This is a genomic window from Dyella humi, assembly GCF_044904605.1.
Taxonomy (GTDB): domain Bacteria; phylum Pseudomonadota; class Gammaproteobacteria; order Xanthomonadales; family Rhodanobacteraceae; genus Dyella_B; species Dyella_B humi.
Genome location: NZ_JADIKI010000022.1, coordinates 491,016 through 514,783 on the forward strand (window position 1 = coordinate 491,016; position 23,768 = coordinate 514,783).

General features: G+C 56.7%; 22 protein-coding genes. 13 read left to right on the plus strand and 9 right to left on the minus strand.

The features are described from left to right. Positions 1-69: 69 nt before the first annotated feature. Complete coding sequence (locus ISP18_RS07160; protein ID WP_380008686.1) at positions 70-504, minus strand: S-adenosylmethionine decarboxylase; 435 nt, start codon at positions 502-504, stop codon at positions 70-72. A 1,041-nt stretch (positions 505-1,545) separates the two neighbouring features. On the opposite strand from ISP18_RS07160, the gene ISP18_RS07165 reads away from it, so the two are divergent. Next, a complete protein-coding gene (locus ISP18_RS07165) occupies positions 1,546-1,872 on the plus strand; it encodes a metal/formaldehyde-sensitive transcriptional repressor (RefSeq protein ID WP_380008689.1) in 327 nt (108 codons plus the stop codon). 156 nt (positions 1,873-2,028) lie between these two features. Here ISP18_RS07165 and ISP18_RS07170 read toward each other — a convergent pair whose 3' ends face one another. The 3 genes from ISP18_RS07170 to ISP18_RS07180 all read right to left on the minus strand — a co-directional run bounded on the left by ISP18_RS07170 (position 2,029) and on the right by ISP18_RS07180 (position 4,212). Continuing rightward, complete coding sequence (locus ISP18_RS07170) at positions 2,029-3,132, minus strand: Glu/Leu/Phe/Val dehydrogenase dimerization domain-containing protein (protein WP_380008692.1); 1,104 nt, start codon at positions 3,130-3,132, stop codon at positions 2,029-2,031. A gap of 243 nt (positions 3,133-3,375) precedes the next feature. After that, positions 3,376-3,744, minus strand: coding sequence for a YXWGXW repeat-containing protein (locus ISP18_RS07175; protein ID WP_380008695.1), 369 nt, complete (start codon positions 3,742-3,744; stop codon positions 3,376-3,378). Positions 3,745-3,882: 138 nt separating this feature from the next. Then, positions 3,883-4,212: a hypothetical protein gene (locus ISP18_RS07180; RefSeq protein WP_380008698.1), complete on the minus strand. Its 330-nt coding sequence runs from the start codon at positions 4,210-4,212 to the stop codon at positions 3,883-3,885. 414 nt (positions 4,213-4,626) lie between these two features. On the opposite strand from ISP18_RS07180, the gene ISP18_RS07185 reads away from it, so the two are divergent. After that, positions 4,627-5,232, plus strand: a complete 606-nt coding sequence (locus ISP18_RS07185; protein WP_380008701.1) for a TetR/AcrR family transcriptional regulator — start codon at positions 4,627-4,629, stop codon at positions 5,230-5,232. A gap of 18 nt (positions 5,233-5,250) precedes the next feature. After that, positions 5,251-6,183 (plus strand): alpha/beta hydrolase, encoded by a 933-nt coding sequence (locus ISP18_RS07190; protein ID WP_380008704.1) that lies wholly within the window; start codon positions 5,251-5,253, stop codon positions 6,181-6,183. 46 nt (positions 6,184-6,229) lie between these two features. On the opposite strand, the gene ISP18_RS07195 is transcribed toward ISP18_RS07190, so the two are convergent. Continuing rightward, positions 6,230-7,480 (minus strand): dicarboxylate/amino acid:cation symporter, encoded by a 1,251-nt coding sequence (locus tag ISP18_RS07195; protein WP_380008708.1) that lies wholly within the window; start codon positions 7,478-7,480, stop codon positions 6,230-6,232. Between the two features lie 193 nt (positions 7,481-7,673). Here ISP18_RS07195 and ISP18_RS07200 point away from each other — a divergent pair, with 193 nt between their 5' ends. The 6 genes from ISP18_RS07200 to ISP18_RS07225 all read left to right on the plus strand — a co-directional run bounded on the left by ISP18_RS07200 (position 7,674) and on the right by ISP18_RS07225 (position 16,256). Then, on the plus strand, positions 7,674-11,165 hold the full coding sequence (locus tag ISP18_RS07200) for a methylmalonyl-CoA mutase family protein (RefSeq protein WP_380008711.1): 3,492 nt from the start codon (positions 7,674-7,676) through the stop codon (positions 11,163-11,165). A 234-nt stretch (positions 11,166-11,399) separates the two neighbouring features. Further along, positions 11,400-11,681 (plus strand): type II toxin-antitoxin system RelE/ParE family toxin, encoded by a 282-nt coding sequence (locus tag ISP18_RS07205; protein WP_380008714.1) that lies wholly within the window; start codon positions 11,400-11,402, stop codon positions 11,679-11,681. Positions 11,682-11,696: 15 nt separating this feature from the next. Next, on the plus strand, positions 11,697-11,987 hold the full coding sequence (locus ISP18_RS07210; protein ID WP_380008717.1) for a HigA family addiction module antitoxin: 291 nt from the start codon (positions 11,697-11,699) through the stop codon (positions 11,985-11,987). A 212-nt stretch (positions 11,988-12,199) separates the two neighbouring features. Then, entirely contained in the window at positions 12,200-12,775 is a 576-nt protein-coding gene (gene thpR, locus ISP18_RS07215) for an RNA 2',3'-cyclic phosphodiesterase (RefSeq protein WP_380008719.1), read from the plus strand. A gap of 452 nt (positions 12,776-13,227) precedes the next feature. After that, the gene (locus tag ISP18_RS07220) at positions 13,228-15,540 is read left to right on the plus strand and encodes an NACHT domain-containing protein (RefSeq protein WP_380008721.1); all 2,313 of its coding nucleotides are present in this window, start codon (positions 13,228-13,230) and stop codon (positions 15,538-15,540) included. Positions 15,541-15,713: 173 nt separating this feature from the next. Continuing rightward, on the plus strand, positions 15,714-16,256 hold the full coding sequence (locus tag ISP18_RS07225) for a hypothetical protein (protein WP_380008724.1): 543 nt from the start codon (positions 15,714-15,716) through the stop codon (positions 16,254-16,256). A gap of 156 nt (positions 16,257-16,412) precedes the next feature. Here the strand turns inward: ISP18_RS07225 and ISP18_RS07230 are convergent, their stop codons facing one another. Then, entirely contained in the window at positions 16,413-16,808 is a 396-nt protein-coding gene (locus tag ISP18_RS07230; RefSeq protein ID WP_380008727.1) for a carboxypeptidase-like regulatory domain-containing protein, read from the minus strand. 499 nt (positions 16,809-17,307) lie between these two features. Between ISP18_RS07230 and ISP18_RS07235 the strand changes: the two genes are divergently transcribed. The 4 genes from ISP18_RS07235 to ISP18_RS07250 all read left to right on the plus strand — a co-directional run bounded on the left by ISP18_RS07235 (position 17,308) and on the right by ISP18_RS07250 (position 21,422). After that, on the plus strand, positions 17,308-17,736 hold the full coding sequence (locus ISP18_RS07235) for a hypothetical protein (protein WP_380008730.1): 429 nt from the start codon (positions 17,308-17,310) through the stop codon (positions 17,734-17,736). Between the two features lie 953 nt (positions 17,737-18,689). Further along, the gene (locus ISP18_RS07240) at positions 18,690-19,970 is read left to right on the plus strand and encodes a peptidoglycan-binding protein (protein WP_380008733.1); all 1,281 of its coding nucleotides are present in this window, start codon (positions 18,690-18,692) and stop codon (positions 19,968-19,970) included. A 10-nt stretch (positions 19,971-19,980) separates the two neighbouring features. Then, entirely contained in the window at positions 19,981-20,520 is a 540-nt protein-coding gene (locus tag ISP18_RS07245; protein ID WP_380008736.1) for a hypothetical protein, read from the plus strand. 164 nt (positions 20,521-20,684) lie between these two features. Continuing rightward, positions 20,685-21,422: an rRNA pseudouridine synthase gene (locus ISP18_RS07250; protein ID WP_380008739.1), complete on the plus strand. Its 738-nt coding sequence runs from the start codon at positions 20,685-20,687 to the stop codon at positions 21,420-21,422. A 22-nt stretch (positions 21,423-21,444) separates the two neighbouring features. Here the strand turns inward: ISP18_RS07250 and ISP18_RS07255 are convergent, their stop codons facing one another. From ISP18_RS07255 to ISP18_RS07265, 3 genes are all read right to left on the minus strand, one after another. Continuing rightward, positions 21,445-22,299 carry a PA4780 family RIO1-like protein kinase gene (locus ISP18_RS07255; protein ID WP_380008742.1) on the minus strand — a complete coding sequence of 285 codons (855 nt, stop codon included), beginning with the start codon at positions 22,297-22,299 and terminating at the stop codon, positions 21,445-21,447. Positions 22,300-22,511: 212 nt separating this feature from the next. After that, positions 22,512-23,060 (minus strand): hypothetical protein, encoded by a 549-nt coding sequence (locus tag ISP18_RS07260; RefSeq protein ID WP_380008745.1) that lies wholly within the window; start codon positions 23,058-23,060, stop codon positions 22,512-22,514. Between the two features lie 244 nt (positions 23,061-23,304). Beyond that, on the minus strand, positions 23,305-23,745 hold the full coding sequence (locus ISP18_RS07265) for a DUF1761 domain-containing protein (RefSeq protein WP_380008748.1): 441 nt from the start codon (positions 23,743-23,745) through the stop codon (positions 23,305-23,307). Positions 23,746-23,768: the final 23 nt, after the last annotated feature.

Consider the following 23,768-nt stretch of genomic DNA (forward strand, 5'->3'; position numbering starts at 1 on the left):
GGTGAAGCCTTGTTGTGGGGTGGTAGGCGGAGGGGCTATGTGAACCACGCTGAGACATTGAACGGGCTCTTAAACGACCCTCCGTACCGGTTTTGTCAGAAAGACTTCTGTCGGGTTGCGCGGCGTGCGTCCTTGCACCGGCAGCGACTGGCCATCGCGCTGCACGCGATGCAGCAGTGCGCGCAACGGACGGAATTCGTCGCGCAAGCCGTTGAACACTTGCATGGCGGCGGTGATGTCTGCCGATTCACCGTCCGCCACGAACAGGTCCGCAATGACCGCGTCGCGACGCGGAAAAGTACGCACCACCAGGTGGATGCCGTTGCCGGTGATCGCCCCGATCACGCCGTCCAAGGCCGTGGAGGTGAAATGCTCGTAAAGGATCGGCAGATGGCGACGGGCTACGTGCGCCATGCAATGTGTCTGGATGGCTTGCGCGTCGGTGAGCAGCGTCTTGGGCGCGCAGCAGTCGAACCATTCGCCTACGAAATGAATGTTCTTCATGAGAGTGTCTTCGCTTTCTTAGGCCGACAGCTGCGCTGCCGGCACACACAGGAAAGCCTCGGCACGCATGCGCGGCCGAGGTGCGGATTCAGGCGTTATGAGCGAGGAGATCGCCCAAGGCCGCGATACCAGCGCGCCGTTGCGCGTAGCAGCGTTATGCACAGGCCGGGCGAAGACGGTCTGACTGTGCGGCAAGCAAAATAAACGTTGAGCAGCCGATCCGGCGTGTGCAGCGGCCGGCGTGCGTGCAGAAGAGAGAGTTGCATGGCTCGGTCCTCGTGAATCGCCGCATGGACGACACGGACGCGAGCCGGCTCAGGTCGTGATGACGTGAGCGGGGCGCATCGCGTGCGCGTCCAGGCGACAGGGCAAGGGAGGTGGGTTGTCGCTGGCTGGAGGAGGTCGCATGGGATTACCCGTTAGCACACTGGTGTGAAGGAGGGCGCATGCCGGCGCCACGCAGGCGCCATTGCATGCAGAACTTGGAGGTAAGGTGCGCTCCGCTCAGGCGTGGGCGTGGTTGGATGGGTGCATCAGCTACCCAGTGGCATTCCAAAACGCCGGTTGCAGCGTTTCGGCGCCACTGCGCATGCAGGGGAGCAGCGTGATGTAGCGGGGCAACGGCCGCGGCAGAACGCACGCGGTGCCAGGCGCCGCCCCAGGTTTTATGAAGATGGATGGCGCCAGCCGCGCGACGGCGGACTGCACGCAGATACAGCTTGTTCATGACTCACCTCGTTAAGCGCCAGCGGCGGCGCGAGAGGTGAGCCGGACTTTCCTAGTCGTGGAAAGCGCCGGCTGACCGAGCGCGGTCGCCGATAGGGCTTACGTTGTTCAACTGGCACGCCAACGCCGGATAGGTGCATCCGAAGCTGGCGCATCGACTAGGAGGGTTACTGTCCATTTCTCTTGGTTGGGTTATTTGAGAAGTGCCGTAGGAAAAGCTTCCCGAAGGCCCGCGCAAGATACCCATGGGGGTATATGTGTGTCAACCAGGTGACCGAAAAATTTACGCAAAAATACGTAAGCAGCAGTCTGCCCGTGGGACGTCAGCTTGCGTGGACGGCCGTGGTCGTGAAAACTCCCGTCATGCCACATACCGTTCGAGAAAAAACCAAGCTGCTCAACCGAACCCGACGACTCCGCGGCCAGATCGAAGCCCTGGAGCGCGCCCTCAGCGAAGAGGACGACTGTTCGAAGATCCTGCATCAGATCGTTGCGGCGCGCGGCGCCATCAATGGGCTGCTGACCCAGGTAATCGAAGGGGTCATACGAGAACACCTGCTGGACGAGACCAGCCACACGTTGGAAGCGAAGCAGCACGATGCGGAAGAGCTGATTTCGGCGCTGAAGACGTATATCAAGTAGCGCCCGCAGCGTGGGGCTGCTTACTTGCTGAGATGTCCATCTATTCCTCGCCGTCATTCCCGCTTTCGCGGGAATGACGGCCCACAAAGACTGATGCCTCTGAAACAAAAAAGCCGCCAGTAACCCGGCGGCTTTCTAGTGAAGGCTAACGATCGCTTACTGCCCGCGCATACGACCAGCAAAGCGCGGCGCGCCGTTGCCCATGTGCGGCAGCTTGATCTTGCCGATGGACTCGATACGCTCTTCCGCCAAGCGGTCGGCCGCCCTATAGGTGGGCACGTTCTGCGTCTTGCTGATTTCGAAGATGCGGCCCAGGTTGTAGTAGATGGTGCGCATCATGCGCATGGCGCGTTCGCGGTTGTAACCGTCGATTTCCAGCGACACATTCATCACGCCGCCGGCGTTGACGGCATAGTCCGGCGCGTACAGCACGCCGCGGCGCTGCAATTCGTCGCCGATGGCGTCGGTGGCCAGCTGATTGTTGGCTGCGCCGCAGATGATCTTGGCCTTGATGCGGTCGATGGTTTGCTCGTTCAGCGTGCCGCCCAGTGCGCAGGGCGCGTAGACATCGGCGTCGACGTCATAGATTTCATCCAGGCCCACGGCTTCGCAGCCTAGTTCGTCGACGCAGCGCTGCACGGAATCCTTATTGATGTCAGTGACGAACACCTTGGCGCCCTGTTCGCGTAGCAGCTTGATGAATTCGCTGCCTACGTGGCCCGCGCCCTGCACGGCGTAGCTGTACTTGCCCACGTCTTCGTTGCCGTGCTTGTAATTGAGTGCGGCCATCAAGCCCTGCAGCGTGCCGAAGGCGGTGAACGGCGAGGGATCGCCCGAGCCACCATGCACCTGGTGTACGCCTGTCACGTATTCGGTTTCGCGGAAAACGTATTCCATATCGTTCACGTCGATACCCACGTCCTCAGCCGTGATGTAGCGGCCGTTGAGCGAGTTGACGAAACGACCGAAGGCGCGGAACAGCGCTTCAGATTTGTCCTTGGACGGATCACCGATGATCACCGCCTTGCCGCCGCCCAGGTTCAGGCCGGCCACGGCGTTCTTGTAGGTCATGCCGCGCGACAGGCGCAGCACGTCGTTCACTGCGTCTTGCTCGGTCTTGTACGGCCACATGCGCAGGCCGCCCAGTGCCGGGCCCAGCACCGTGTTATGGATCGCAATGATGGCTTTCAGGCCGGCGTCTTTGCTGTGGCAGAAGACAACTTCTTCGTGGCCTGTTTTAGCGATGGTTTCGAAAATCATTGGAACTTGGACTCCACGTCGGACGGTGCTTGGGGACAGCACTGAGTAGGGGAAGCGTTGGCCCCGCCAAGGACCTGACGCCTGAAACTCAAAACCCCAGCAAGGAGCTGGGGTGGGCGAGTTATCCCAATAATTCTAGTACGAGCCGCGAAGGCAGCGCTTTCGCATCGCAACAAACCGTGAAATAAAAAACGCCCCGCGCGAAGGCGGGGCGTTCCAGATATTTATATGGAAGTGGTGTGTTTACCCTTGAACCCACACACCTACGCGAAAATGGTAGCCATCCGGATGGTGTTCCCAATGCGGATGCACGTAGTGATAGCCCTGACGCATCGGTTCCCAGTGACCGCGCACCGCTACGTAGCGACCGCCATCCCAATGCCAGTAACCGCGTGCCCACATATAACCCGGACGCGGCGGGGGCACTTCTTCGATCACCTCAACCGGCGGCGGTTGCGGAGCAACGACTTCGACCACCTGCGGCGGAGGCGGCGGAGGCTGCTGGACATACACCACACGACGTGGCGGTGGCGCAGGTTGTTCCACGACGCAACCGGCGGTTATGGCCGTTACGCCTGCAAGGGCAAGCAAGGATGCAAAACGCAATGACATGAAAATATCCCCAGAGATGTTTGGATCGAAAAGGCTGTCGATCCGGTCAGTGCTGCGCGCAAGTTTACCTAACGAGCTAGCGATGTGATCCTGCGCTTCATCGCGGGATGAAGCGCAGGTTATTGCGGCACGCTGCGATCAACGGCCCCAGTAGCCGTCACGCCAATACCAGTTCGGGCCGCGGTGCTGCCATGCGCCTGGATACCAGCGATAGCCCGGACGCGCCCGCGCCCATGCACCCGGTATCCACACATGGCGACGGTAGCCCGGATCCCAGCGCCAATAACCCGGTACCCATACGAAACCGCGACGCGGCGGCGGCGCGCGTTCGAAGCGCGGCGGCGGCGGCGCCACATTGATGCCGACGCCCACGCTTACTTGCGCAGAAGCGGGCGGCGTATAGCTGACGCTGGCCAACGCAAGGCCAATGCCTGCAACAAGGGCCAATTTGCGGGTCATGCTGATCATGATGTCCTCTCTTTTGTAGAAAGCAGCCGCAATCGGCGGCTGGCAGTTCGGCAAACGCAATCGTATTTCGTGTTGTTGACGTGATTGCTTTCGGCGGTTCAGGAAGCAGCAGAATTATTTGCGACGGAGAAGGGTGAGATATCCCGCAATGGCCGGTGTGAATCCAGGAGTGTGATCAAGGCGAATCGTCATTCCGGCGAAGGCCGGAATCCAGTCTTAGTAAACCGTGCGAAGCACACAAAGTCCTTTCGATACGCGTGCTTCGCACAGTGTATTTGAACTGGATTCCGGCCTTCGCCGGAATGACGGTGAGGCTGGGGCTGGCATCACTCCACAGCTCGCGTTGCGCGCATAACAAATTCTTAGCGCTCACGACTCTAGAAATAAAACGAACGATCGTGCTATTTTCGTCTCATGAACGTAGCCACCAACCCCAGCAAAGGCGCCGCCACTCGCGAGCTGATCCTTGAACACGCCTACCAACTCGCCCGGCACGACGGCCTCGAAGGTCTATCCATCGGCGCCCTGGCTCTAGGCGTGGGCATGTCCAAGAGCGGCGTGTTCGCCCACTTCGGCTCGCGCGAGGATCTGCAACTCGCCCTGCTGGACGCGGTCTCCACGCGCTTCATCGAGTTCATAAAGCTACCGGCGCTGAAACAGCCGCGCGGCTTGCGACGTTTGCGCGCGATGATCGAGCGCTGGGTCGAGTGGGGGCACATCCATCAGAGCGGATGCGTATTGCTCAGCGCAGCCGTGGAATACGACGGCCGCGCCGACGGCGCCTTGCGCGAGCGCGTATTGCAACAGCAATCAGCCTGGCGCGGTGAATTAGCGCGCGCCGTGAGTTTGACGATGCAAGTCGGCGAACTGCGCGCCGACACGGATCCCGAACAACTCGCTTTCGAAATCTATGCCTTGATGCTCGGCCTGCATCACGACGCGGGCTTGTTCGGTTTCGACCAAGCCAGCCGTCGCACTTGGAAAGCACTCGACCGTCTGTTTGCCAGTTACCAGCCCTGAACCCCCAGGAGCCCCATCATGAAGCGCCAGACTGCACACTCACGCCATCACTCGTCGCGCCAGACGTTGAAACTCAGCGCCGTACGCATCGGTTTCGCGGTCGGCGGCCGGTTGGCGCCGCAACACACGGTAGATCGCGCGGCACGCTTGTTCGCCACGCCGTTCGCCAGCAGCCGCAGCCGCGCACGCGCCGCGCAGCCGGATGAAACCATGCAGCGCGGTGAACTCGTCATCAACGGCGAATCCATTGCCACGTATGTATGGGGCGATCCATCCACGCAGCCTTATGCGTTGCTCGTGCACGGCTGGTCCAGCTTCGGCCTGCGTTTTCTGCCGTGGGTGGCGAAGCTGCGCGCGCTGGGCTTTGCCGTCGTCAGCTTCGACCAACCGGGTCATGGCGCAAGCACTGGCAGCTTGTGCACCTTGCTGGATTTCATCACCACCACTCGCGCGGTCGGCAAACATTTCGGCAACGCCGCACTGGCCATTGGTCATTCGATGGGTGGCGCCGCGACAGCCTTGGCACAAGGCGAAGATTGGCACGCACAGCGTCTGGTATTGATCGCGCCTGCCGCAGACATCGAAGCCGCCGCTAATCGTTTCATTCGCTTCGTGCGTCTTGGCGAGCATCTGCGTGAGCCGTTTCTTTCCTGGTACGAACGCCGCACCGGTGTGCACGCGCGCGATCTGCACGTACATCATCACGTGCCTTCGCTCGGTCAGCCTGGTTTGATCGTGCACGATCTGGACGACCGCGAAGTACCGTGGGAAGAGGGCGAGCGTTATGCACGCTACTGGCGTGGTGCGCGGCTGCTTACCACGCAAGGCTTAGGGCATCACCGCATTCTCGATGCGCAGGAAGTGATCGATGCGACGCTGGCGTTTTTGCGTGGTGAAAGCGTGGGTGATCGGGTAGTGGCGTCGCCGAATTTGCCGTTTGGGTTGGCGTGATCATCTCCCCTCTCCCTTCGGGAGAGGGGCTTGGTCCCTGCAACGCTCAAGCAGCGTTGTACCTCTCCAAATCCAACCCACCTTCCGACTTCGCCACCACCACCGCCGTCACCGAATCCCCCGTCACATTCGCCGACGTACAACACATATCCAACAACCGATCCACCGCCGCAATCACCGCAATCACATCCAGCGGCAAACCCACCGACGACAGCACCAGCCCCATCACCACCAGCGCCGCGCCGGGAATGCCCGCGGCACCGATGGACGCCAGCGTGGTAGTCAGCATAACCGTCAACAGCTGCGTAAACGAAAGCTCGATGCCATACGCATTGCTGGCGAAGATCGTCACCGTACCGAGATAGCACGCCAGCCCCGCCATATTCACGGTAGAGCCCAACGGCAACACGAAACTCGCCACGCGCGGATCCACACCCATGCGCTCTTGCGTGTTCTCCAGGTTCAACGGCAGCGTCGCCGCGCTGCTGGCGGAGGAATACGCAAACAGCTGCACCGGGATCATCTTGCGCAGGAACGGCAGCGGATTGATCCGCCACAACATCAGCATCCCCCCGCAGATCACGATCATGAAGAACAGCATCACCGCATAATTCACCAATACCAGCGAACCAAGATGGCCCAACACGGAGAAACCGTGATCCGCGGTGACATAAGCCATCAGCCCGAACACACCGATCGGCGCGAACTTCAGCACCATGTGGATCAGCTTGAACACCACGCTGGAAAGGCTGTTGAAAAAGCCGCGCACCTGCGCTGCCGCCTCGCCGGCCAAATTGATCGCTAGCGCAAAGAAGATCGCGAACACGATCGTCGGCAATAGCGCGCCTTCTGCAAACGCCTTGAACGGATTAGAAGGAATCGCGCTGATCAACGCATCCTTGATGCTCGGCGGCGGCTCCGCCGCTGCGCTGCTGACGCCCGCGGTGAGGCCGAAACCCGCGCCAACTTTGAACAGCATCGCCGCGCCCATGGCAATGACGGTCACAATCGCCATCGTCACCGCATAGATCGCGATCGACTTCCACGCAATGCGCCGCATCGCCGCCATATCGGAAAGCGAAGTGATGCCGCACACCAGCGACACGAACACCACCGGTATCACGCACATGCGAATCAGCGACATGAAAATGTCGCCCAAAGGTGCCAGCATCTTGGCGGGCTCACCGACGAAATGCCCCACCGCAAGGCCAAGGATCATCGCGATGAGAATCTGGTGCCACATCGCCAGCCGCGGAAAGCGCCGCGGGGCGGTCGATTGAACTACGGTCGATTGCATAACGAATTTCTCCTGAAAGCTGCATCCAGTAACGCCGTTTTCCGAACACCTTTTAGCAAATCTTGAGCGATCTTGAATAACGCCGGATCACATCCGCGCTGTCTTCTGACACGGGTCCACGCACGCAACCACCCGTTTAACAGGCAACCCCACTAGAATAGTTGCACTTGGAACATACGTTCTCGGAGTCCCCATGAGTTCCCCCGCCAAGCACGTTCCTGCCACCGCCGCGCAGGCAGAAACCAGCCCGCTGCGTTTCGTCACCGCCGCCAGCCTGTTCGACGGCCACGATGCCGCCATCAATATCATGCGCCGCATCATTCAATCGCAGGGCGCCGAAGTGATTCACCTGGGCCACAACCGCTCGGTGGAAGATGTAGTTCGTGCTGCACTGCAAGAAGACGCCGATGCCATCGCACTGTCCTCCTATCAAGGTGGCCACGTGGAGTACTTCAAGTACATGGTGGACATGCTCAAGGAGAGGGGCGCAGCGCACATCCGCGTGTTCGGCGGCGGCGGCGGCACCATCACCCCTGAGGAAATCCGCGAACTGCAGGCCTACGGCGTGGAACGCATCTACCACCCCAACGACGGCATGAAGCTCGGCCTGGTGGAGATGATCGAGGACGTGATGCACCGCGCCGGCAACGCTGCCGCCCAGCGCGAGCAGAACGATGCCGTGGTGCCCACCAAGATCAACATTGATGACGAGATCAGCATCGGCCACATGCTCTCCGCCATCGAAGAGACCAAATTGAGCGAGGCCGAACTCACGCGCCTGCGCAAGGAATGGTCGCTGGCCGGCAAGCACACACCGGTGCTCGGCATGACCGGCACCGGCGGCGCGGGCAAATCGTCCGTGGTGGACGAACTACTGCTGCGCTTCCTGCATGCCTTCCCCGGCATGCGCATCGCCGTGCTCGCCGTGGACCCCACGCGTCGCCGCAGCGGTGGCGCCTTGCTCGGCGATCGCATCCGCATGAATGCATTGCGCAGCCATCGCGTGTACATGCGCTCCATGGCCACGCGCCGCCAGAACGCCGCCACCAACGAAGTGCTGCACGACTGCATCAACTTCCTCAAGAGCCAGCCGTACGACTTGGTGATCGTGGAAACCGCCGGCATCGGCCAGAGCGATTCGGAAATCGTCGACCTGGTCGATTTCCCCGTCTACGTGATGACCAGCGACTACGGCGCCGCCAGCCAGCTCGAAAAAATCGACATGATCGATTTCGCCGAACTGGTGGTACTCAACAAGTTCGACAAGCGCGGCGCCGAAGACGCACTGCGCGACGTGCGCAAGCAGTGGAAGCGCAACCGCAACGCCTTCACCCTGAAAGACGAAGACGTGCCGGTGTATCCCACCATCGCCAGCCAGTTCAACGATCCAGGCGTCACCTGGATGTTCACCAACCTCTGCCGCCTGCTGCGTACCAAGCTCGCGGCCAAGGGCGGCGAGCACGCCATCGAAACCGCACACTGCGATTTCAAGCCCAACCTGGATGTCACCCTGAAAGAACCGCGCGCCACCGTGCTAATTCCAGGTGCACGCGTGCGTTACCTCGCGGAAATCGCCGAGCAGGGCAGGGGCATCAATACCGAGATTGAACGCGAAGCCGAATTCGCCAGCAAGTCGCAGCACTATTATGAATCGCTGAAGGAACTCGGCGACGACAAGCTGCCGCGCGAACTGGAGCGTTACGACCACGAAGCACTGCACGACTCCGAAGCCGACCGCACACTGCTCGTCCTACGCCAACGCTACAACGCTGCCCTGCGCGAACTCAGCCACGAATCCCTGCATCTGCTGCGCGAGTGGCCCAAGCTCTACAAGTCCGTCACCGAAGAAGTGAACGAATACAAGGTGCGCGACAAGGTGATCCGCGTAGAGAACTACCGCGAATCCCTCAGCCACCAGAAGATCCCGAAAGTCGCGCCGCCCAAGACCAAAGACTGGGGCGACCAGCTGCGCTTCCTCATGCGCGAAAACCTGCCCGGCCACTATCCGTACACCGGCGGCGTGTATCCGTATCGCCGCACCGGCGAAGATCCCACCCGCATGTTCGCAGGCGAAGGCACGCCCGAGCGCACCAATCGCCGCTTCCATTACTTGAGCCAAGGCGGTGCGGCAACGCGTCTTTCCACCGCGTTCGACTCCGTCACCCTGTACGGCGAAGATCCCGCGCCACGCCCGGACATCTACGGCAAGATCGGCAACTCCGGCGTCAATATCGCCACACTCGACGACATGAAGAAGCTGTACTCCGGCTTCGACCTGAGTGCGCCGACCAGTTCCGTCTCCATGACCATCAACGGCCCCGCGCCGATCATCCTCGCGATGTTCATGAACACCGCGATCGATCAGAACGTGGAGAAATACCTCAAGGCCGATGCCACGCGCTGGTTCGCCGCACAAAAGCGCATGGACGAACTCTTCGCCAGCAAAAAGCGCCCAACGTATGCGGGCGAACTGCCCAAGGGCAACGAAGGTTTGGGTCTCAACTTGCTCGGCGTCACCGGCGATCAACTCGTCGACGCCGAAACCTACGCACGCATCAAGGAAGAAACCCTGCAAACCGTGCGTGGCACCGTGCAGGCCGACATTCTCAAAGAAGACCAGGCGCAGAACACCTGCATCTTCAGCACCGAATTCGCACTGCGCATGATGGGCGACATCCAGCAGTACTTCGTCGACCACAAGGTGCGCAACTTCTATTCGGTCTCCATCTCCGGCTATCACATTGCCGAAGCCGGCGCCAACCCGATCAGCCAGCTCGCCTTCACGCTCAGCAACGGCTTCACCATCGTTGAGTACTACCTCGCGCGCGGCATGAACATCGATGATTTCGCGCCGAACCTCAGCTTCTTCTTCTCCAACGGCATGGATCCGGAATACACCGTCATCGGTCGCGTTGCCCGCCGCATCTGGGCACGCGCCATGCGCGAACGCTACGGCGCCAGCGCCCGCAGCCAGATGATGAAGTACCACATCCAAACCTCCGGCCGCTCCCTGCACGCGCAAGAAATCCAGTTCAACGACATCCGCACCACGCTGCAAGCGCTGTACGCCCTGTTCGACAACTGCAACAGCCTGCACACCAACGCCTACGACGAAGCCATCACCACGCCCACCGAAGAAAGCGTGCGCCGCGCCGTAGCCATCCAGATGATCATCAACAAAGAACTCGGCCTCAACTTCAACGAAAACCCCTGGCAAGGCAGCCACGTCGTCGACGCGCTCACCGACATCGTCGAAGAAGCCGTCTACAAGGAATTCGAAGCCATCAGCGAACGCGGCGGCGTGCTCGGCGCCATGGACACCATGTACCAGCGCGGCAAGATTCAAGAAGAATCGATGTACTACGAGCAGAAGAAACACGACGGCAGCCTGCCACTGATCGGCGTCAACACCTTCCTGCCCAAAGACCACGGCGGCGAAATCGCCACCGAAATCGAACTAATTCGTTCGACGGAAGAAGAAAAAGGCCAGCAGATTGAAAACGTGCAGGCGTTCGGCAAAGCCCGCAACACGCTTGCGCCGGAAAGCCTGAAGACCCTGCAAAACACCGCACGCGAACGCAAGAACGTCTTCGAGCAGTTGATGGAAGCTGTGAAATACAACTCCCTCGGCCAGATCAGCCACGCCCTCTACGACGTAGGCGGCGAATACCGCCGCAACATGTAACGCAGAGACACCACATCTGCCTCAAACCTAACCCCCTCTCCCCTCCGGGGAGAGGGCTGGGGGTGAGGGGCTGTGCGAAGCGTTATCTGCAATTCTCGCCACAAACCACTCCTCCCCTGCACAGACAGAGGAGGGCCGGGGTGGGGTAAACCCAAGCTTGCCCAAAACCTCATCACCACCCAAATGGACCTATGACGCCTTGCGTCATATAACGCTTAACGTTATGGTATCCACATGATCCACAACTTTGCCGACAAGGAAGCGGAAAGGATCTGGGCAGGCACGCCTTCCCGGCGTCTTCCAGCAAGTATCCAGGCAGTCGCCCGCCGCAAACTGCGTATGCTCAACAACGCTGCGACCTTGGACGATTTGCGTATACCACCGGCAAATCGCCTGGAAGCCCTCAAGGGCAACCGTAAAGGCCAGCACAGCATTCGGATCAATGATCAATGGCGGATCTGCTTTATTTGGAAGGCCGATGACGCCCATGACGTGGAAATCGTCGATTACCACTGACCTACGGAGTCGACCATGAAAACCTTGCCCAACATTCATCCTGGCGAAGTACTGTTGGAAGAATTCCTCAACCCCCTCGGCATCAGCCAAAACGCCTTGGCCCGCGCCGCCGGCGTACCACCACGCCGCATCAACGAAATCGTCCTCGGCAAGCGCAGCATTACCGCCGACACAGCCGTACGCCTTGCCGTAGCTTTAGGTACCAGCGAACGCTTCTGGCTCGGCCTGCAAGCCGATTACGACCTCGAAGAAGCCCATCGCGCACTCGGCAAAGCCATAAAACGCATCGAACGCATCGCCGCCTAAACTCCCAACTCGCTGTAGTTCAAACCCCCTCTCCCCTCCGGGGAGAGGGTTGGGGTGAGGGGCTGTGCAGCGCGAACTTCCCAACTCTCGCCACACACCACTCCCTCCCCTGCACAGGTAGGGAAGGGCCGGGCCGGGCGGGGTAAGCCAGAGCTTGCCCAAAACCAAAACACCAAGCTAAGAAGCAACACCTCCATCCAAGGAACCACCCCATGTCCCAGGGATCCCTTCCAGGCTTCGAACCCCCAATCCCCACCGACCGCCTGTTCCTCGCCGTCTTCCCAAACCCGCAAGACGCCACCCAACTGGCAAACATCGCCAACAACTACCTTGCGAGTCACAACCTCACCGCCGGCGCCGTAGAACCCAACCGCCTCCACGTCACCTTGTTCCACCTCGGCGACTACACCAGCCTGCCGCCTGCACTGGTCGACAACGCCACCTCATCGCTCTCACACCTGACAGCCCAGCCACTCACCGTCCGCTTCGATCAAATCGGCAGCTTCGGCAACCGCCAAGCCAAAAGCCCGCTCGTGCTCGCCGCAAGCGATGGCAATGAACAGCTCCATGCGCTGCATAAGCAACTGGCAACGCATCTGCGAGCTTATTCATTGGGCCAATGGACACATGGCTCCTACGCGCCACATATGACCGTGGCCTACGGTAAGGCCACCATGCGGTTCGAGAAAATCGAGCCGATCTCATGGACCGCAGGCGAGGTTCTGCTTATTCATAGCTTGCTGGGGAAGACACGGCATATCCAGTTGGTCAGCAAGTTGCTCGCCTGATCGAACTGCCTCGGTTTACTTATTGCGTAATAGCGATTCGTCGCGCTACCTTTATAAATTCTGTGTCGCAACCTTGCTAGCATCTCTCTCGGAAATCCAGTTCTATAGGGAAAAGGAGCAAGGGGGCAATGAAAAGGCTATTCGTCGTGGTGGCAATCGCCGGGGCGCCCGTGGGTTGCGGGCTTTTTACTTCCGAAAAGGGCTCTGGGCTACCCCCTTTTTGACTCGTTGGGGCAGGTTAGCCATGCTCTTTATGACGTAGGTGGCGAGTATCGTCGAAATATGTAAAAGAATGGCAGCTGCATAGTTACCTATAAAGCAAAGGCCCGCCTACTGGCGGGCCTTTTTGTCAAGGAGGCTAATGACTTGCCGAACACCAAGATACCTTGGCGTAAGCTTTGCTTAATCCGGGGATATTGTCGAATAGCCAGCTTTAAAGCAGGGAGAAGGGCATGGTCATGGTTCCAAGTACTAGGCAGACGCTTGAACATCTCAAGCAAATCAAGGACGAAGTAAAAGAGCTGCATCCGATTCTGTCCACTTTGTTCAAAAAGATGGATGGTGTTACGAAGGTGGACTATAACCATGGAGCAAATGAGCTCGGTGCAGATTTCATTCTGCATAAGTTTGATTCGACGCTGCAAAAGACAATTTACATTGGAGTGGTTGCCAAGGTTGGCCAAATAAAAATAGACCATGCCGATGTGACACGACAGATAGAAGAGTGTCTCATAGAAAGAAAGTCCTCAGATGGGAAAGATCGGATTCAAATACGTGAAGTTTGGGTCGTCTCGACAGGAGACCTGACAAACAACGCAAAAGAAAAGATTTTCGATAAATTCGCTAAGACGAGAATTGAGTTCATCTACGGCCAACATCTTGCGCAACTTCTGGATCGATACGTTCCGGATCAATTTGTAACAATTCCGCCCCATATTCAGCGTTACGCCGATGAGGCGTTGCAACAGATTTCAATGGAAGGCGGGAGCGGGATGGTCGTGCCCGGTGGAGTTGATTTCTATATTGAGCCAGACATCGTTCGGCTTGAATATGATCGATCGGGATACGTGATTTCCTCTAAGCCCATTGGTGGGATAAATGGCCTTTGTTCGATAATTTTTAAGTCCCCATTTGTTTTGATCGAAGGTGCGATGGGCGTAGGCAAGTCAAAGTTGGCAAGGGAAATAATGCGAAATATCTTACAGGGAGAAAAATTTCAGAATGGAAGCGTGTTTCCTTATTTAATTCATTGCACTTCGTTTGAAAAAAGTTACGACTTAAAGGTAGATAATCTCATTGTTGACATTAGTTCTAAAAACAAATTAACTGACTCTACTAGGGTGGTCATAATAATTGACGGTTTTGACGAGATTGATATTCCTGAGCGCGGTCAAGAAGAAGTGCTAAGTGGCATTCTTGCTGATGTGGCAAGAAGCAATGATGTGACTGTTGTCCTATTAACAAGACCTATAAACGAGGCTGGTCTACTTGGGGCGAAAGTCCAATCGTTGGACATTTTTAGAGTTAAACCGCTGCGGGGAAAGCGTGCGATTGATTTTCTCTCAAAGGTTGGAGGTGGTCTCGATGTCAGTGGACGCATCATCAAAGACATTGAGAAGAGTCGGCTATTTAAAGCTTTGGAAGGCACGCCAATTGCTTTCATTTTGCTAGGAAGATTGATTGCGGAGAACCATCAGGACGTGCCATCTAATCTCACTGAGTTGTTCCAGAAATACATGGAGCTTGTGCTTGGACGATGGGAGATAGCAAAAGGGCTTAGGTCACAGGTCGAGTATGAGGTGGCCGTTGAAGGGCTGACCTGGCTTGGCGATTACATGATGACAAACAAGCTAGCTGTCGTTGGACGATCTGAGCTTCGCGTATTTGTCGACGACTATGTTCGAGATCGAGGGCTTGGTGCCGATGCGGAAGTGCTTATAAGCAAGCTGTCTGCTAGGAGCGGTGTTCTGTTCTATAAAGAGTCTGAAGATACAATAACTTTTCGGCATCGATCATTCTGCGAGTTTTTTTACGCCAGACAATTAGCGAAATCAGCAGATGTAAGGATAGATGAAACGGTATTTCATCCGTATTGGGCTAATTCTTATTTCTTTCTCGCTGGTACCTTGCGTGATTGTCCTGGTCTTATATCGTCACTAACCGATATTTCACTAACTGATGATGGGGGACGCCTCTCTAGGGCTTTAAATTTTGGCAATTTTATGCTGGCAGGCTACTTGACACCTAAGAGATTCATAAAAACCGCGTTACTAAAAGTGTTTGACGATATCTCTCGCCTATACGTCGCGATTTGCAATCGTGAAGTCAACTCTCCGCTTTCTGGATTTCCAGTAATGCAGCTACTGTGCCTGTTTGCGACGATAATTAAGGGACAGTACGGATACGGACATTTTTTGGAAAATCTCGAGGAATGTATTTATGAGCTTGAAGAAAAAGATTCTTCTGAGTCAGGAGCAGTAGCCTTATTTTTGTTTAATTGTGCTTATAAGGAATCTGGCGGTGAATTACGATTTGATGAATTAATCGAAAAACATGGTAACTCGTTGCCCACTCCATTGAGGCTTGCCATTATGAGTGAGTCGAAAAAAATGAAGATTTTGACAGATGGCGTTAAGCGAATGGAGCGTAACTTGCGGCGAGGTGTTTCAGCACATAAGTTAAGCGCGCGCGATTTTCTTAAGGAGATCTTTGACACCCCGATATCAAGTCTCCCCGCCGGAAAGAAAATTTTTGACGCACCATGAGTCTAAAAAGGGATCAGCAGAAAGCGACCAAAAAGGGGGGGCACTTTTGGCGGCAAACCGACGATGACACATCAGCCAAAAAGGGAGGTGCTGGATGTGCAGGGGATTTGTTGTTGCTGTAAGAAGAAAGGTGCCAGGTTCACTTCATTTATCAAATTTTCCGGGGGGAATACATGAGCGCCAGATTTTGGCTTTCCGCAGGTGTCCTAATGGTTGTGTGTTTTTGGATATATCACGTCAAACACCATCGTGCTGAAGTGCGAGCACAACTAGCGTCACGGGCCGCTGCTGTCGATCCAGCCAGTACGGCACCTCAAAGCGAGCCGGTGCAGGACCCGCCACACAAACCTTCACCGGTGGTGCACGGCCTTCCAACCAGCAAAGACACCGGTGATCTGGCCATGGAGTGGGCTGCCTGGGTCGTCTATGAACGTACTACCGAACATGGCGACCCTTCTCAGATCGAGGGTCGACTTCCCGCACTGATGGCGGAGAGGCAAAAAATTGCCGACATGCCGATGCACGACGCATGTGCGCAAGCCACTCAGTCAGCTGAAGTGTCTTCGATGGATGCGGATATCGTTTACTTCAAAGCCAAGATGGAAAGTTTCAACACGCATGCCTTCAATTCACAGGACGAGCGAGACGCAGCTCAGCACGCCATCGATGCCGCCAACAACGCTGAGCATATGGCTATGCAATGCGTTACGCAGTAAAGGCAAAACAAGGGTCGGAAAAACAGGGGTCGGAGTGCACGTTGTGTCAACGTTGACAGGCTTGGAAAGTCAGAAAGCTCAACTCGCCCTCCTTCTGAAAGCAAAAAGGCCCGTCTATTGACGGGCCTTTTTGTTCTAGTGTCGCTATTTGCGCAATCAGCGAGCGAGCGATGCCGTGCACTGATCGTTGTTGCAAGCAAAGTCCACTTCGGATGCAGCGCCCACGAAGAGCGGAACGCCAGACAGGCTGGCAAGCGTTTTGCCGTCCTTTTCCAGAGACACAACATAGGTTCCAGGCCGCAGCGTGGAGAGGGTATAGCGACCTTTGCTGTTAGCGGTGCCGTGACGGGTAATACCGGTATCGCTGTGCGCTGTGATGGTGCCATCGGTGGGAGCTTTGCCGAAGATTCTGGAGTTGGTGTCCTGCGCATGAGCAGCGCTGAATGTCATGGCACCAAATGCAGCCATGGCAATGGTCGACGTGAGCATGGACGCGAAGCGAAACCCGTGTTTCTGCTGGCGATCGACTTCAGATTTTTGAATGGTTTTCATGCTTGTGCTCGTGAGTTTTGGGGATTCAGGCGCGCAAAGCCGCTCATCCGCTCGCGCGGTGATGGGTTCGCTTATCGATGTCAAAGCAGCACTGTTGGGGTGGGGGTGGCTGCCGGTGTACTTGCTTTCCTTGTTGATTGCGGCGTCTCTTCCAGTAACGCCTGAACTCGCTACTCCCTCTCCAAATCGGGTACTACGATCTTTGGATGGTCGACGGCTACGATAGGTTTAAATTAGCAGAGAGGGGTTACACGATTCATGTGAAAGTCGTAATGCTCGAGCGCGATTAGCCCCTTTTTTCTTCTACTTGGTAACGTTGCCGATTGATTCCGGTTAGTGATTCGAGACGAATTTTCCGCTGGTCTGAGAGGTATCTAGGTCATAAGTCATGCCTTCACTCTGACCTCTTTTCTTTTTTGTTTCGCCTTTTGTCTCGTTTTGTTTCTCCGGCCCACTCGACAATCGCTCAACGGACATAGGCGTCCGTTTGGAGTCCTTTATGAAACGCCTGATCATTGCGACGACCATCGTGCTCGGTCTTGCCTGTGTCGGCAGCGTCAGCGTTGCCCAAGACGAGACTCACACCACCAATTTGCAAAATTTCACAGTCACCGCGCCAGCAGGCCAATACGAGACCTACTTCATCGACTTGCCCACGGGTTATGGATTGAAGGCCTTTGTCGGCAACACGCACCGGCAGTACGTACAAGCGGAGCGGGCAGCCGAGGGGTCGGAAGCCCTACGGAAGCTGGGTATTGCCTCGCAGCCGTTCGTCGCCGTGGCTATCGACAACTCGACCGGGCCCGGTGTGGCGAAACGGTTCCTGCTGTCCGACTCCGTCCAAAACACGGTTGCCATCGTGGACGTGTATTGCAAGCGGGCCGCACCGGAAGGCAAGCGGTGCCGGTTGGTTTCCCGGTCGGTTTAGGCCAACGTATAGCCAGCGTCTGGTCTCGATGCACGAAAAGCATGAAGGTGGCCGTAGCCGCCTTCATGCGAACGAATCGCGTAGATCAAGCGGTGATCGGTATAGCCGTGTCCGTCACGATGTCACCGCCGCACATGTCACGCCATGGGTGATACATCACCCCGAACCTTTTAATGCAAGCATCAGCACACGCGTGTCAACGCAGGGCGAGAGTTGTAGTGCGTCGATCAGGCTCCCCGGCCTTTGACTAGCCTGTCTTTAGTACACGTCCCAAGGGCAAGCCGTCGCAGGACAGACAAGTGCCCACAGTGCGGCGAAGTATCGGCCTATTGTTTGCACCCTGTGGTAAGCCTTGAATGGTCTCTTCGGCCATGTCTGCAGTGAGGCGAAATGAAGAGGAAGATGTTATTGATTGCTGTGTTGCTGTTCGTTACGCCGATGACTTGCGCAGCAAGTAGCGACAATCTTGGTGTAACCGTGGTTTCCAAGAAATGCGGCGGCGCTGAGATGAGTCTACGGTGCACTGCAGTTGGTCATGGAATGGCAGATTGCCTGCATCCATCACTTGTCTACACGTCAAGGAGTGCCATCAGAAGGCTGCCCCTCCCCAGGGGTCTCAAAGACAGTTCGCCAACAGGCATAGCCTGCGTTGTATCAAAAAGCGACAACACTTCCTACTTTCATGTGATGTATAGCGTTTTACCTATGGGGTGCGATGTGTGTGAGTGGCATCACCTTTATGACGCAAACGGAAATCTCCTTACTAGCAGCGATCCCGCAACTATCAAGATCTCTGACGTGGCGCCCGCTCAATCCATAGCCCCGAATAATCAGTCTTTCAATGATTTGAGCAAAAAGTTGAGTTTAGGCAAGTACGAGGACACGGACATCGTATGCGAGGGGCCGTCTCTCGATAGCAAAGGAAATTTACTCTGCACCGTGGAGATTAATTAATGCCAGGTAAGGAAATATATGGCTCGATGATCCAAGAAAAGGGCTTGGCTTACAGAGACAGCCAAATTCTAGGTCCCGAAAGAACTCACTACGGAGAACCAATCGATAACTCTCCGGGAAGATTGGCCGGCAATTCGCATATTTGGGGAGACGCAAGCGCCGAAGTGCAGTCGCGAGCCATCGATGCTGTGATGCAAGCGGCCCAGAAAGGAGGCCTTGATGAGCATCAGACGGCCTATGTTCTTGCCATAGCACGTGCTGAATCCGGTTTTAATCCAGATGCTGCGGCTGGAACAACCACCGCGTTTGGAATTGGACAATTTGTTGATGGAACGGGTAAAGGATACGGTATCACTGCCTTGAACAGAGGGGATATAACAAAGCAAGCAGAGGCGTTAGTCGAAACCTATAAAGACAATGCGGCATTAGCTAAAAGTCGTGGTCAAGGTGAGGAGTACATATATAAGTATCACCACGATGGTCCGGCTGGCGATTGGGGCGGGATTGAGTTATCCAAACAACACGTCATGCCTTATGTAGGTAAATACGAAGAATTTGTTCAACAGTATGAGAAGACTCATGCGGTCCTGCCGCCAGAACCGGGCTTCGATAAACGCAACCATGCGGATTTTGGTAAACCCAGCCATCACCATGCGGCCGACGGCACTCTCCGTCAAGGCGCCCATGGCAACGCCGTGAATGCACTGCAAGCTGACTTGGCGGCGCTCGGCTATACCGATAATCGAGGCCAGGCATTGCAGCCGGATGGATATTTCGGTCGCAACACTGAAGCTGCCGTCCGTGCTTTCCAAAGCGATCACAGCTTGCTCAGCGACGGCATTGCTGGCGCGAGTACTCTTCAGGTAATTCACGGTCAACGCCAGTTACTCAACCACACCCCGGCGCTGTCACCAGAGCTAGAAGGGCGAGCTGCCAACCGCACTGTCGGGGTGAATACCCTCGACGTTGTGAAAGAACGCGAGAATGCGCTGCAAAGCAACTCGGCTAAAACGAGCCACACATCAAGCCATACGCAAGGTATTACCAGGCACAGCTCAATTCACGACATGTTCCAGGCTATGTGCCACGCCGCTGCCAGCAAAGACATGGACTCGCTTTGCGCCATCGGCAAAGCCTATGAGAACTCGCCCAGCGGCCAGGCGTTGCTAGCGCAAGGCGCCGAACTCAATCGGCAACAGGTACAAGCTCAGGTTCTGGCCGAGCGACAGACACAAGCGCAGGCCCACCAAATGCAACAGCGGGCCGGTCGATCCATGTAAGGGAGGAGATATGGGGCAGCAGGATGTTGAAACATTGGCGGTGCAAGTGGGGATGTTTGCCCACAATCTGAAAGAACTCAGCGATCGCGTGGTGATGCAGTCGCATCAGGCCACGCAGAGGATGAGCCAAACCGCGCAGAACCTTGCGCTCACCGCCGAGAGTGCAGGGAGACAGGCGGTTGAGCGGCTTCAACAAACGGCAGCCGATGCCATTGTCGCGGGGGCAGGGGCGGCGACTAGTCATGTCGAGAAGCGACTTATTGCGTGTGCAGGCAAGATAGAGATTTCCACCAACGAGCTGGAGCAGCGCATACGCGCGTTGAGCATGATGCACATTGCGAACGCATGGAAAGCATTCATTGCGGCAACCCTTGGTTCCGTGGCGGTGATTGCCGCGACCGTCTATGCCGTGTGGCATGCGCATCAGAATCTCCAGCAGGTTCAGTGGGCAGAGCAACTCAATGCGGCGGAAGCGGCGGGTAAACTGGTACCTTGTTCTGAAGGTGGCATTTGTGTCTATGTAGACAAGAAATGGGTGCGACTGAATTAATTCAAGAAAACGGGATGAGTTGGGTTTTATTGGTACAGAGGTACTTAAATCACGTTAACTAGCTCCGTCCCCTTTGTTTTGTTTGGAAGCGGGCATCTCATTGCCCCGCGCATCGACGGCTCTTCGGTCGTTACACTGCGTGTCTCGTTTCCCTGGCCATTCCCATGTCCGCTCCGGTTCGACTTACCCATCGTGTCTCCGAGCTGTTCGGCCTCTCACGTGCCGAAGCAGAGCAATTTATCCAGAACGGTTGGGTGTCGGTGGATGGGCAGGTGATCGAGATGCCGCAACACAAGGTAACCGTCGAGCGTGTCGAACTCGACCCCGACGCTCGCCTGGATGCGGTGGAGCCGGCCACGATCTTGTTGCACAAGCCAGCGGGCTTCGACGCGAGCAACGCTTACAAGCCCGTCAGCACCTTGGTGACGCCGGAGACACGTTGGGTGGATGACCCCAGTGGCGAACGTCTGCTGCGGCGCCATTTCCATCGTTTGACATCGCTAGTGTCGTTGGACGCCGAGGCCAGTGGCCTGATGGTGCTGACCCAGGACGGCCGGATATGGCGCCGCCTGACCGAGGATGCTGACGTTATCGAGCACGAGTACGTCGTTGAAATCAGCGGCGAGATTGCGGCCGACGGTCTGCGCCGGCTTAGCTACGGCCTGAGTTTCAACGGTCGTGCGCTGCCACCATGCAAGGTCAGTTGGCAGAACGAGACTCGGCTGCGCTTCGCGATCAAGGGCGTGCAAAACGGACAGCTGCGCGACATGTGCGTGCAGGTCGGGCTAGGCGTCGTGTCGATTCGCCGATTGCGCATCGGCAGGGTCGCGTTGGGTAAGGGCCCGAACGGCGCGATGCCGCCGGGGATGTGGCGCTATCTGCCCGTGGGCGAGAAATTCTGAGACCGCGACGCGTCGATGCTTTCTAGTCTTCCGCTGCCGCCTCACGGCCCTGCTGTCGGATCAGCCATTCTTCACGCGCATCATTGATGGACTGGCGGATGCTGTCGAGATCGACCTCGGTTTCGTCCGGCGTGAACTCACCGGTCAGTTCCGTATCGGGTCGCAGCTCGCCGGCTTGGAACAACGCCCACATCTCCTCGCCGTACCACGTGTCCAATAGCTCGGGTGCCCAACGTCCAAGATGTGCAGTGAGGTTGTTGACGTCACGCAGCAGCATCGTGCGCGCCGCATTGTTGCCCCCGGCACTGACGACTTGCGGAAAATCGATCACCACTGGCCCATCCGGACCGACCAGTACGTTGTACGCGGACAGATCGCCATGAATCAGCCCGCAGCACAGCATCAGCACCACCTGCCGCACGAGCACGCCATGGTATTCACGCGCCTTCTCCGCACTGAGTTCAACCTCACCTAGGCGCGGCGCGGAGAAGCCCTCGGCGTCGGTAACCAGCTCCATCACCAGTACGCCGTGGAAATAGCCATACGGCTCAGGCACGCGCATGCCAGCGACGCGCAATTGGTAGAGCGCATCAACCTCGGTGTTCTTCCAGGCCACTTCCTGCTGCTTGCGCCCGTACTTGCTCGCCTTGCCGATCGCACGCGCCTCGCGGCTGCCTCGTACCTTGCGACCTTCCTGATACTGTACGCGTTGCTGGAAGCTGCGCTGCGCCATGTCTTTGTAGACCTTTGCGCACCGTATTTCGTCGCCGCTGCGGACAACGTACACCGACGCTTCCTTGCCGCTCTTTAGCGGTCTCAGCACTTCATCGATGACGCCGTCATCGATCAGCGCCTGCAAGCCTTGGGGGGTCTTCACGGTATCTCTGGGGGTAGTTGGCGCTGCGAGAGCGGCCATTAACTGCGAATCATCGCATTTTTAGGCTGGTGTGGCCATCGTGAGATAGGGTATGCGTGCATACAGCGGCCCTGGCCTTGTGCCTACAAACGTCGGCCTCGAAAAACGGTGCGGAGGTAGTTAAGCGAAATTAACTACCTCCGCACCTTTTATCAGTGAATGATGGGGCGTTTCTAATGGGTAATGACGCTGCGATTTCCCAGTTGCTTTAGGTCAGGGCCTTGATCTTGCTGACTGACGTTTGCCGAGGCAGCGACTTTGGGAGCATCGACGAGGTATCCGTTGATCACCACATTAAATGCCATGAATGTCGGCGTGTAGCCTGCGAACGCCGGCCCGACCATCAACGTATCCGCATAGATAGTTGTCGGATAGGACGCATAAAATTGTGTTGGATCAACAACAGAAGGGTTGGGGCCAAAGTAACTGTAGTTGAAGCTGCCAGAGCCCAGCTTTGAAGCAGCGACGACGATGGGCTGCACATAGGCACCGGCTGTTGTTGCAGCACCTGAGAGATTCACGCTTTGGACAACCAGCCGTTTCCCACTCGGAATGCTGACCGGAGTGAAGGTGAAATTGTTGATGTTGACTTGCACAGTGACTTGAACGGCATCCTTTGAAATATCCGCATTGGTCTGCGCGTGCACATTCGATGGTTGGAATATTACGAGTGTGCCGAGTAGCACAAACATCCCGGCGAGAACGCTGCGACTGATTTTCATGTAAACATCCGTGGTTTAATGAGCGGTGCGACGATTCAATTCGAACGAAATCACCTTCATTGACGCAACAAACGGCCGCAATCGTCCCGCCAATATCCGTTGGCGTCAACGTGTAACACTCTTGATACAGATTTCTTTTCGGTACGAAATCCCGAACCAACACAGTCGGGACAACGGGGGCTTTTTCAGGGGAGAAATTTACTAGTGCTATTTTTCTTTTTCCCGTGAGTTTCGCGCTTTCGGATCACGACTGTTTCGACGCAAATGTCAGATGCCGCGTCGCCGTGATAATGATGGACATCACAAGCATTTTGATGAGCCAGTCACCAGCATGTATGAAGCTAAGAGTCCAAGGCTTGTCATCCCATAAACTCGCACCAACGAGCATCGAAACGGGAAATCCAAGCCAGACCAAGAACCCGAGAGCCGCTGCGCTTACAAGGCGAGTGATTTTGAGTTGAGCGATGAGATGGGTTAGCACGTAGGCGACGACGATTTCTCGCATTACCTCGACGAGAGGTTTCCACGGCGCGACATATGCGTTGGGTTGGACATGCAGCCATTCGCCGCGCAGTGCAATCCATGGTCGGCCAAATAGCATGGGGCTATACCAGATACTGCTTATCAACATCGCAGCCACTAGTGCGGTAGCTATAGGCAAAATCGTGTGCTTGACCATGTTCATAGTGTTCCCACCTTCTTAGTCAT

What these genes read in the sequence shown, in the direction of transcription:
- ISP18_RS07160 (WP_380008686.1), bottom strand. Translation starts at nt 504, where the DNA reads ATGAAGAACATTCATTTCGTAGGCGAATGGTTCGACTGCTGCGCGCCC.
- ISP18_RS07170 (WP_380008692.1), bottom strand. Translation starts at nt 3,132, where the DNA reads ATGATTTTCGAAACCATCGCTAAAACAGGCCACGAAGAAGTTGTCTTC.
- ISP18_RS07175 (WP_380008695.1), bottom strand. Translation starts at nt 3,744, where the DNA reads ATGTCATTGCGTTTTGCATCCTTGCTTGCCCTTGCAGGCGTAACGGCC.
- ISP18_RS07180 (WP_380008698.1), bottom strand. Translation starts at nt 4,212, where the DNA reads ATGATCAGCATGACCCGCAAATTGGCCCTTGTTGCAGGCATTGGCCTT.
- ISP18_RS07185 (WP_380008701.1), top strand. Translation starts at nt 4,627, where the DNA reads ATGAACGTAGCCACCAACCCCAGCAAAGGCGCCGCCACTCGCGAGCTG.
- ISP18_RS07190 (WP_380008704.1), top strand. Translation starts at nt 5,251, where the DNA reads ATGAAGCGCCAGACTGCACACTCACGCCATCACTCGTCGCGCCAGACG.
- ISP18_RS07195 (WP_380008708.1), bottom strand. Translation starts at nt 7,480, where the DNA reads ATGCAATCGACCGTAGTTCAATCGACCGCCCCGCGGCGCTTTCCGCGG.
- ISP18_RS07200 (WP_380008711.1), top strand. Translation starts at nt 7,674, where the DNA reads ATGAGTTCCCCCGCCAAGCACGTTCCTGCCACCGCCGCGCAGGCAGAA.
- ISP18_RS07205 (WP_380008714.1), top strand. Translation starts at nt 11,400, where the DNA reads ATGATCCACAACTTTGCCGACAAGGAAGCGGAAAGGATCTGGGCAGGC.
- ISP18_RS07210 (WP_380008717.1), top strand. Translation starts at nt 11,697, where the DNA reads ATGAAAACCTTGCCCAACATTCATCCTGGCGAAGTACTGTTGGAAGAA.
- thpR (WP_380008719.1), top strand. Translation starts at nt 12,200, where the DNA reads ATGTCCCAGGGATCCCTTCCAGGCTTCGAACCCCCAATCCCCACCGAC.
- ISP18_RS07220 (WP_380008721.1), top strand. Translation starts at nt 13,228, where the DNA reads ATGGTCATGGTTCCAAGTACTAGGCAGACGCTTGAACATCTCAAGCAA.
- ISP18_RS07225 (WP_380008724.1), top strand. Translation starts at nt 15,714, where the DNA reads ATGAGCGCCAGATTTTGGCTTTCCGCAGGTGTCCTAATGGTTGTGTGT.
- ISP18_RS07230 (WP_380008727.1), bottom strand. Translation starts at nt 16,808, where the DNA reads ATGAAAACCATTCAAAAATCTGAAGTCGATCGCCAGCAGAAACACGGG.
- ISP18_RS07235 (WP_380008730.1), top strand. Translation starts at nt 17,308, where the DNA reads ATGAAACGCCTGATCATTGCGACGACCATCGTGCTCGGTCTTGCCTGT.
- ISP18_RS07240 (WP_380008733.1), top strand. Translation starts at nt 18,690, where the DNA reads ATGCCAGGTAAGGAAATATATGGCTCGATGATCCAAGAAAAGGGCTTG.
- ISP18_RS07245 (WP_380008736.1), top strand. Translation starts at nt 19,981, where the DNA reads ATGGGGCAGCAGGATGTTGAAACATTGGCGGTGCAAGTGGGGATGTTT.
- ISP18_RS07250 (WP_380008739.1), top strand. Translation starts at nt 20,685, where the DNA reads ATGTCCGCTCCGGTTCGACTTACCCATCGTGTCTCCGAGCTGTTCGGC.
- ISP18_RS07260 (WP_380008745.1), bottom strand. Translation starts at nt 23,060, where the DNA reads ATGAAAATCAGTCGCAGCGTTCTCGCCGGGATGTTTGTGCTACTCGGC.
- ISP18_RS07265 (WP_380008748.1), bottom strand. Translation starts at nt 23,745, where the DNA reads ATGAACATGGTCAAGCACACGATTTTGCCTATAGCTACCGCACTAGTG.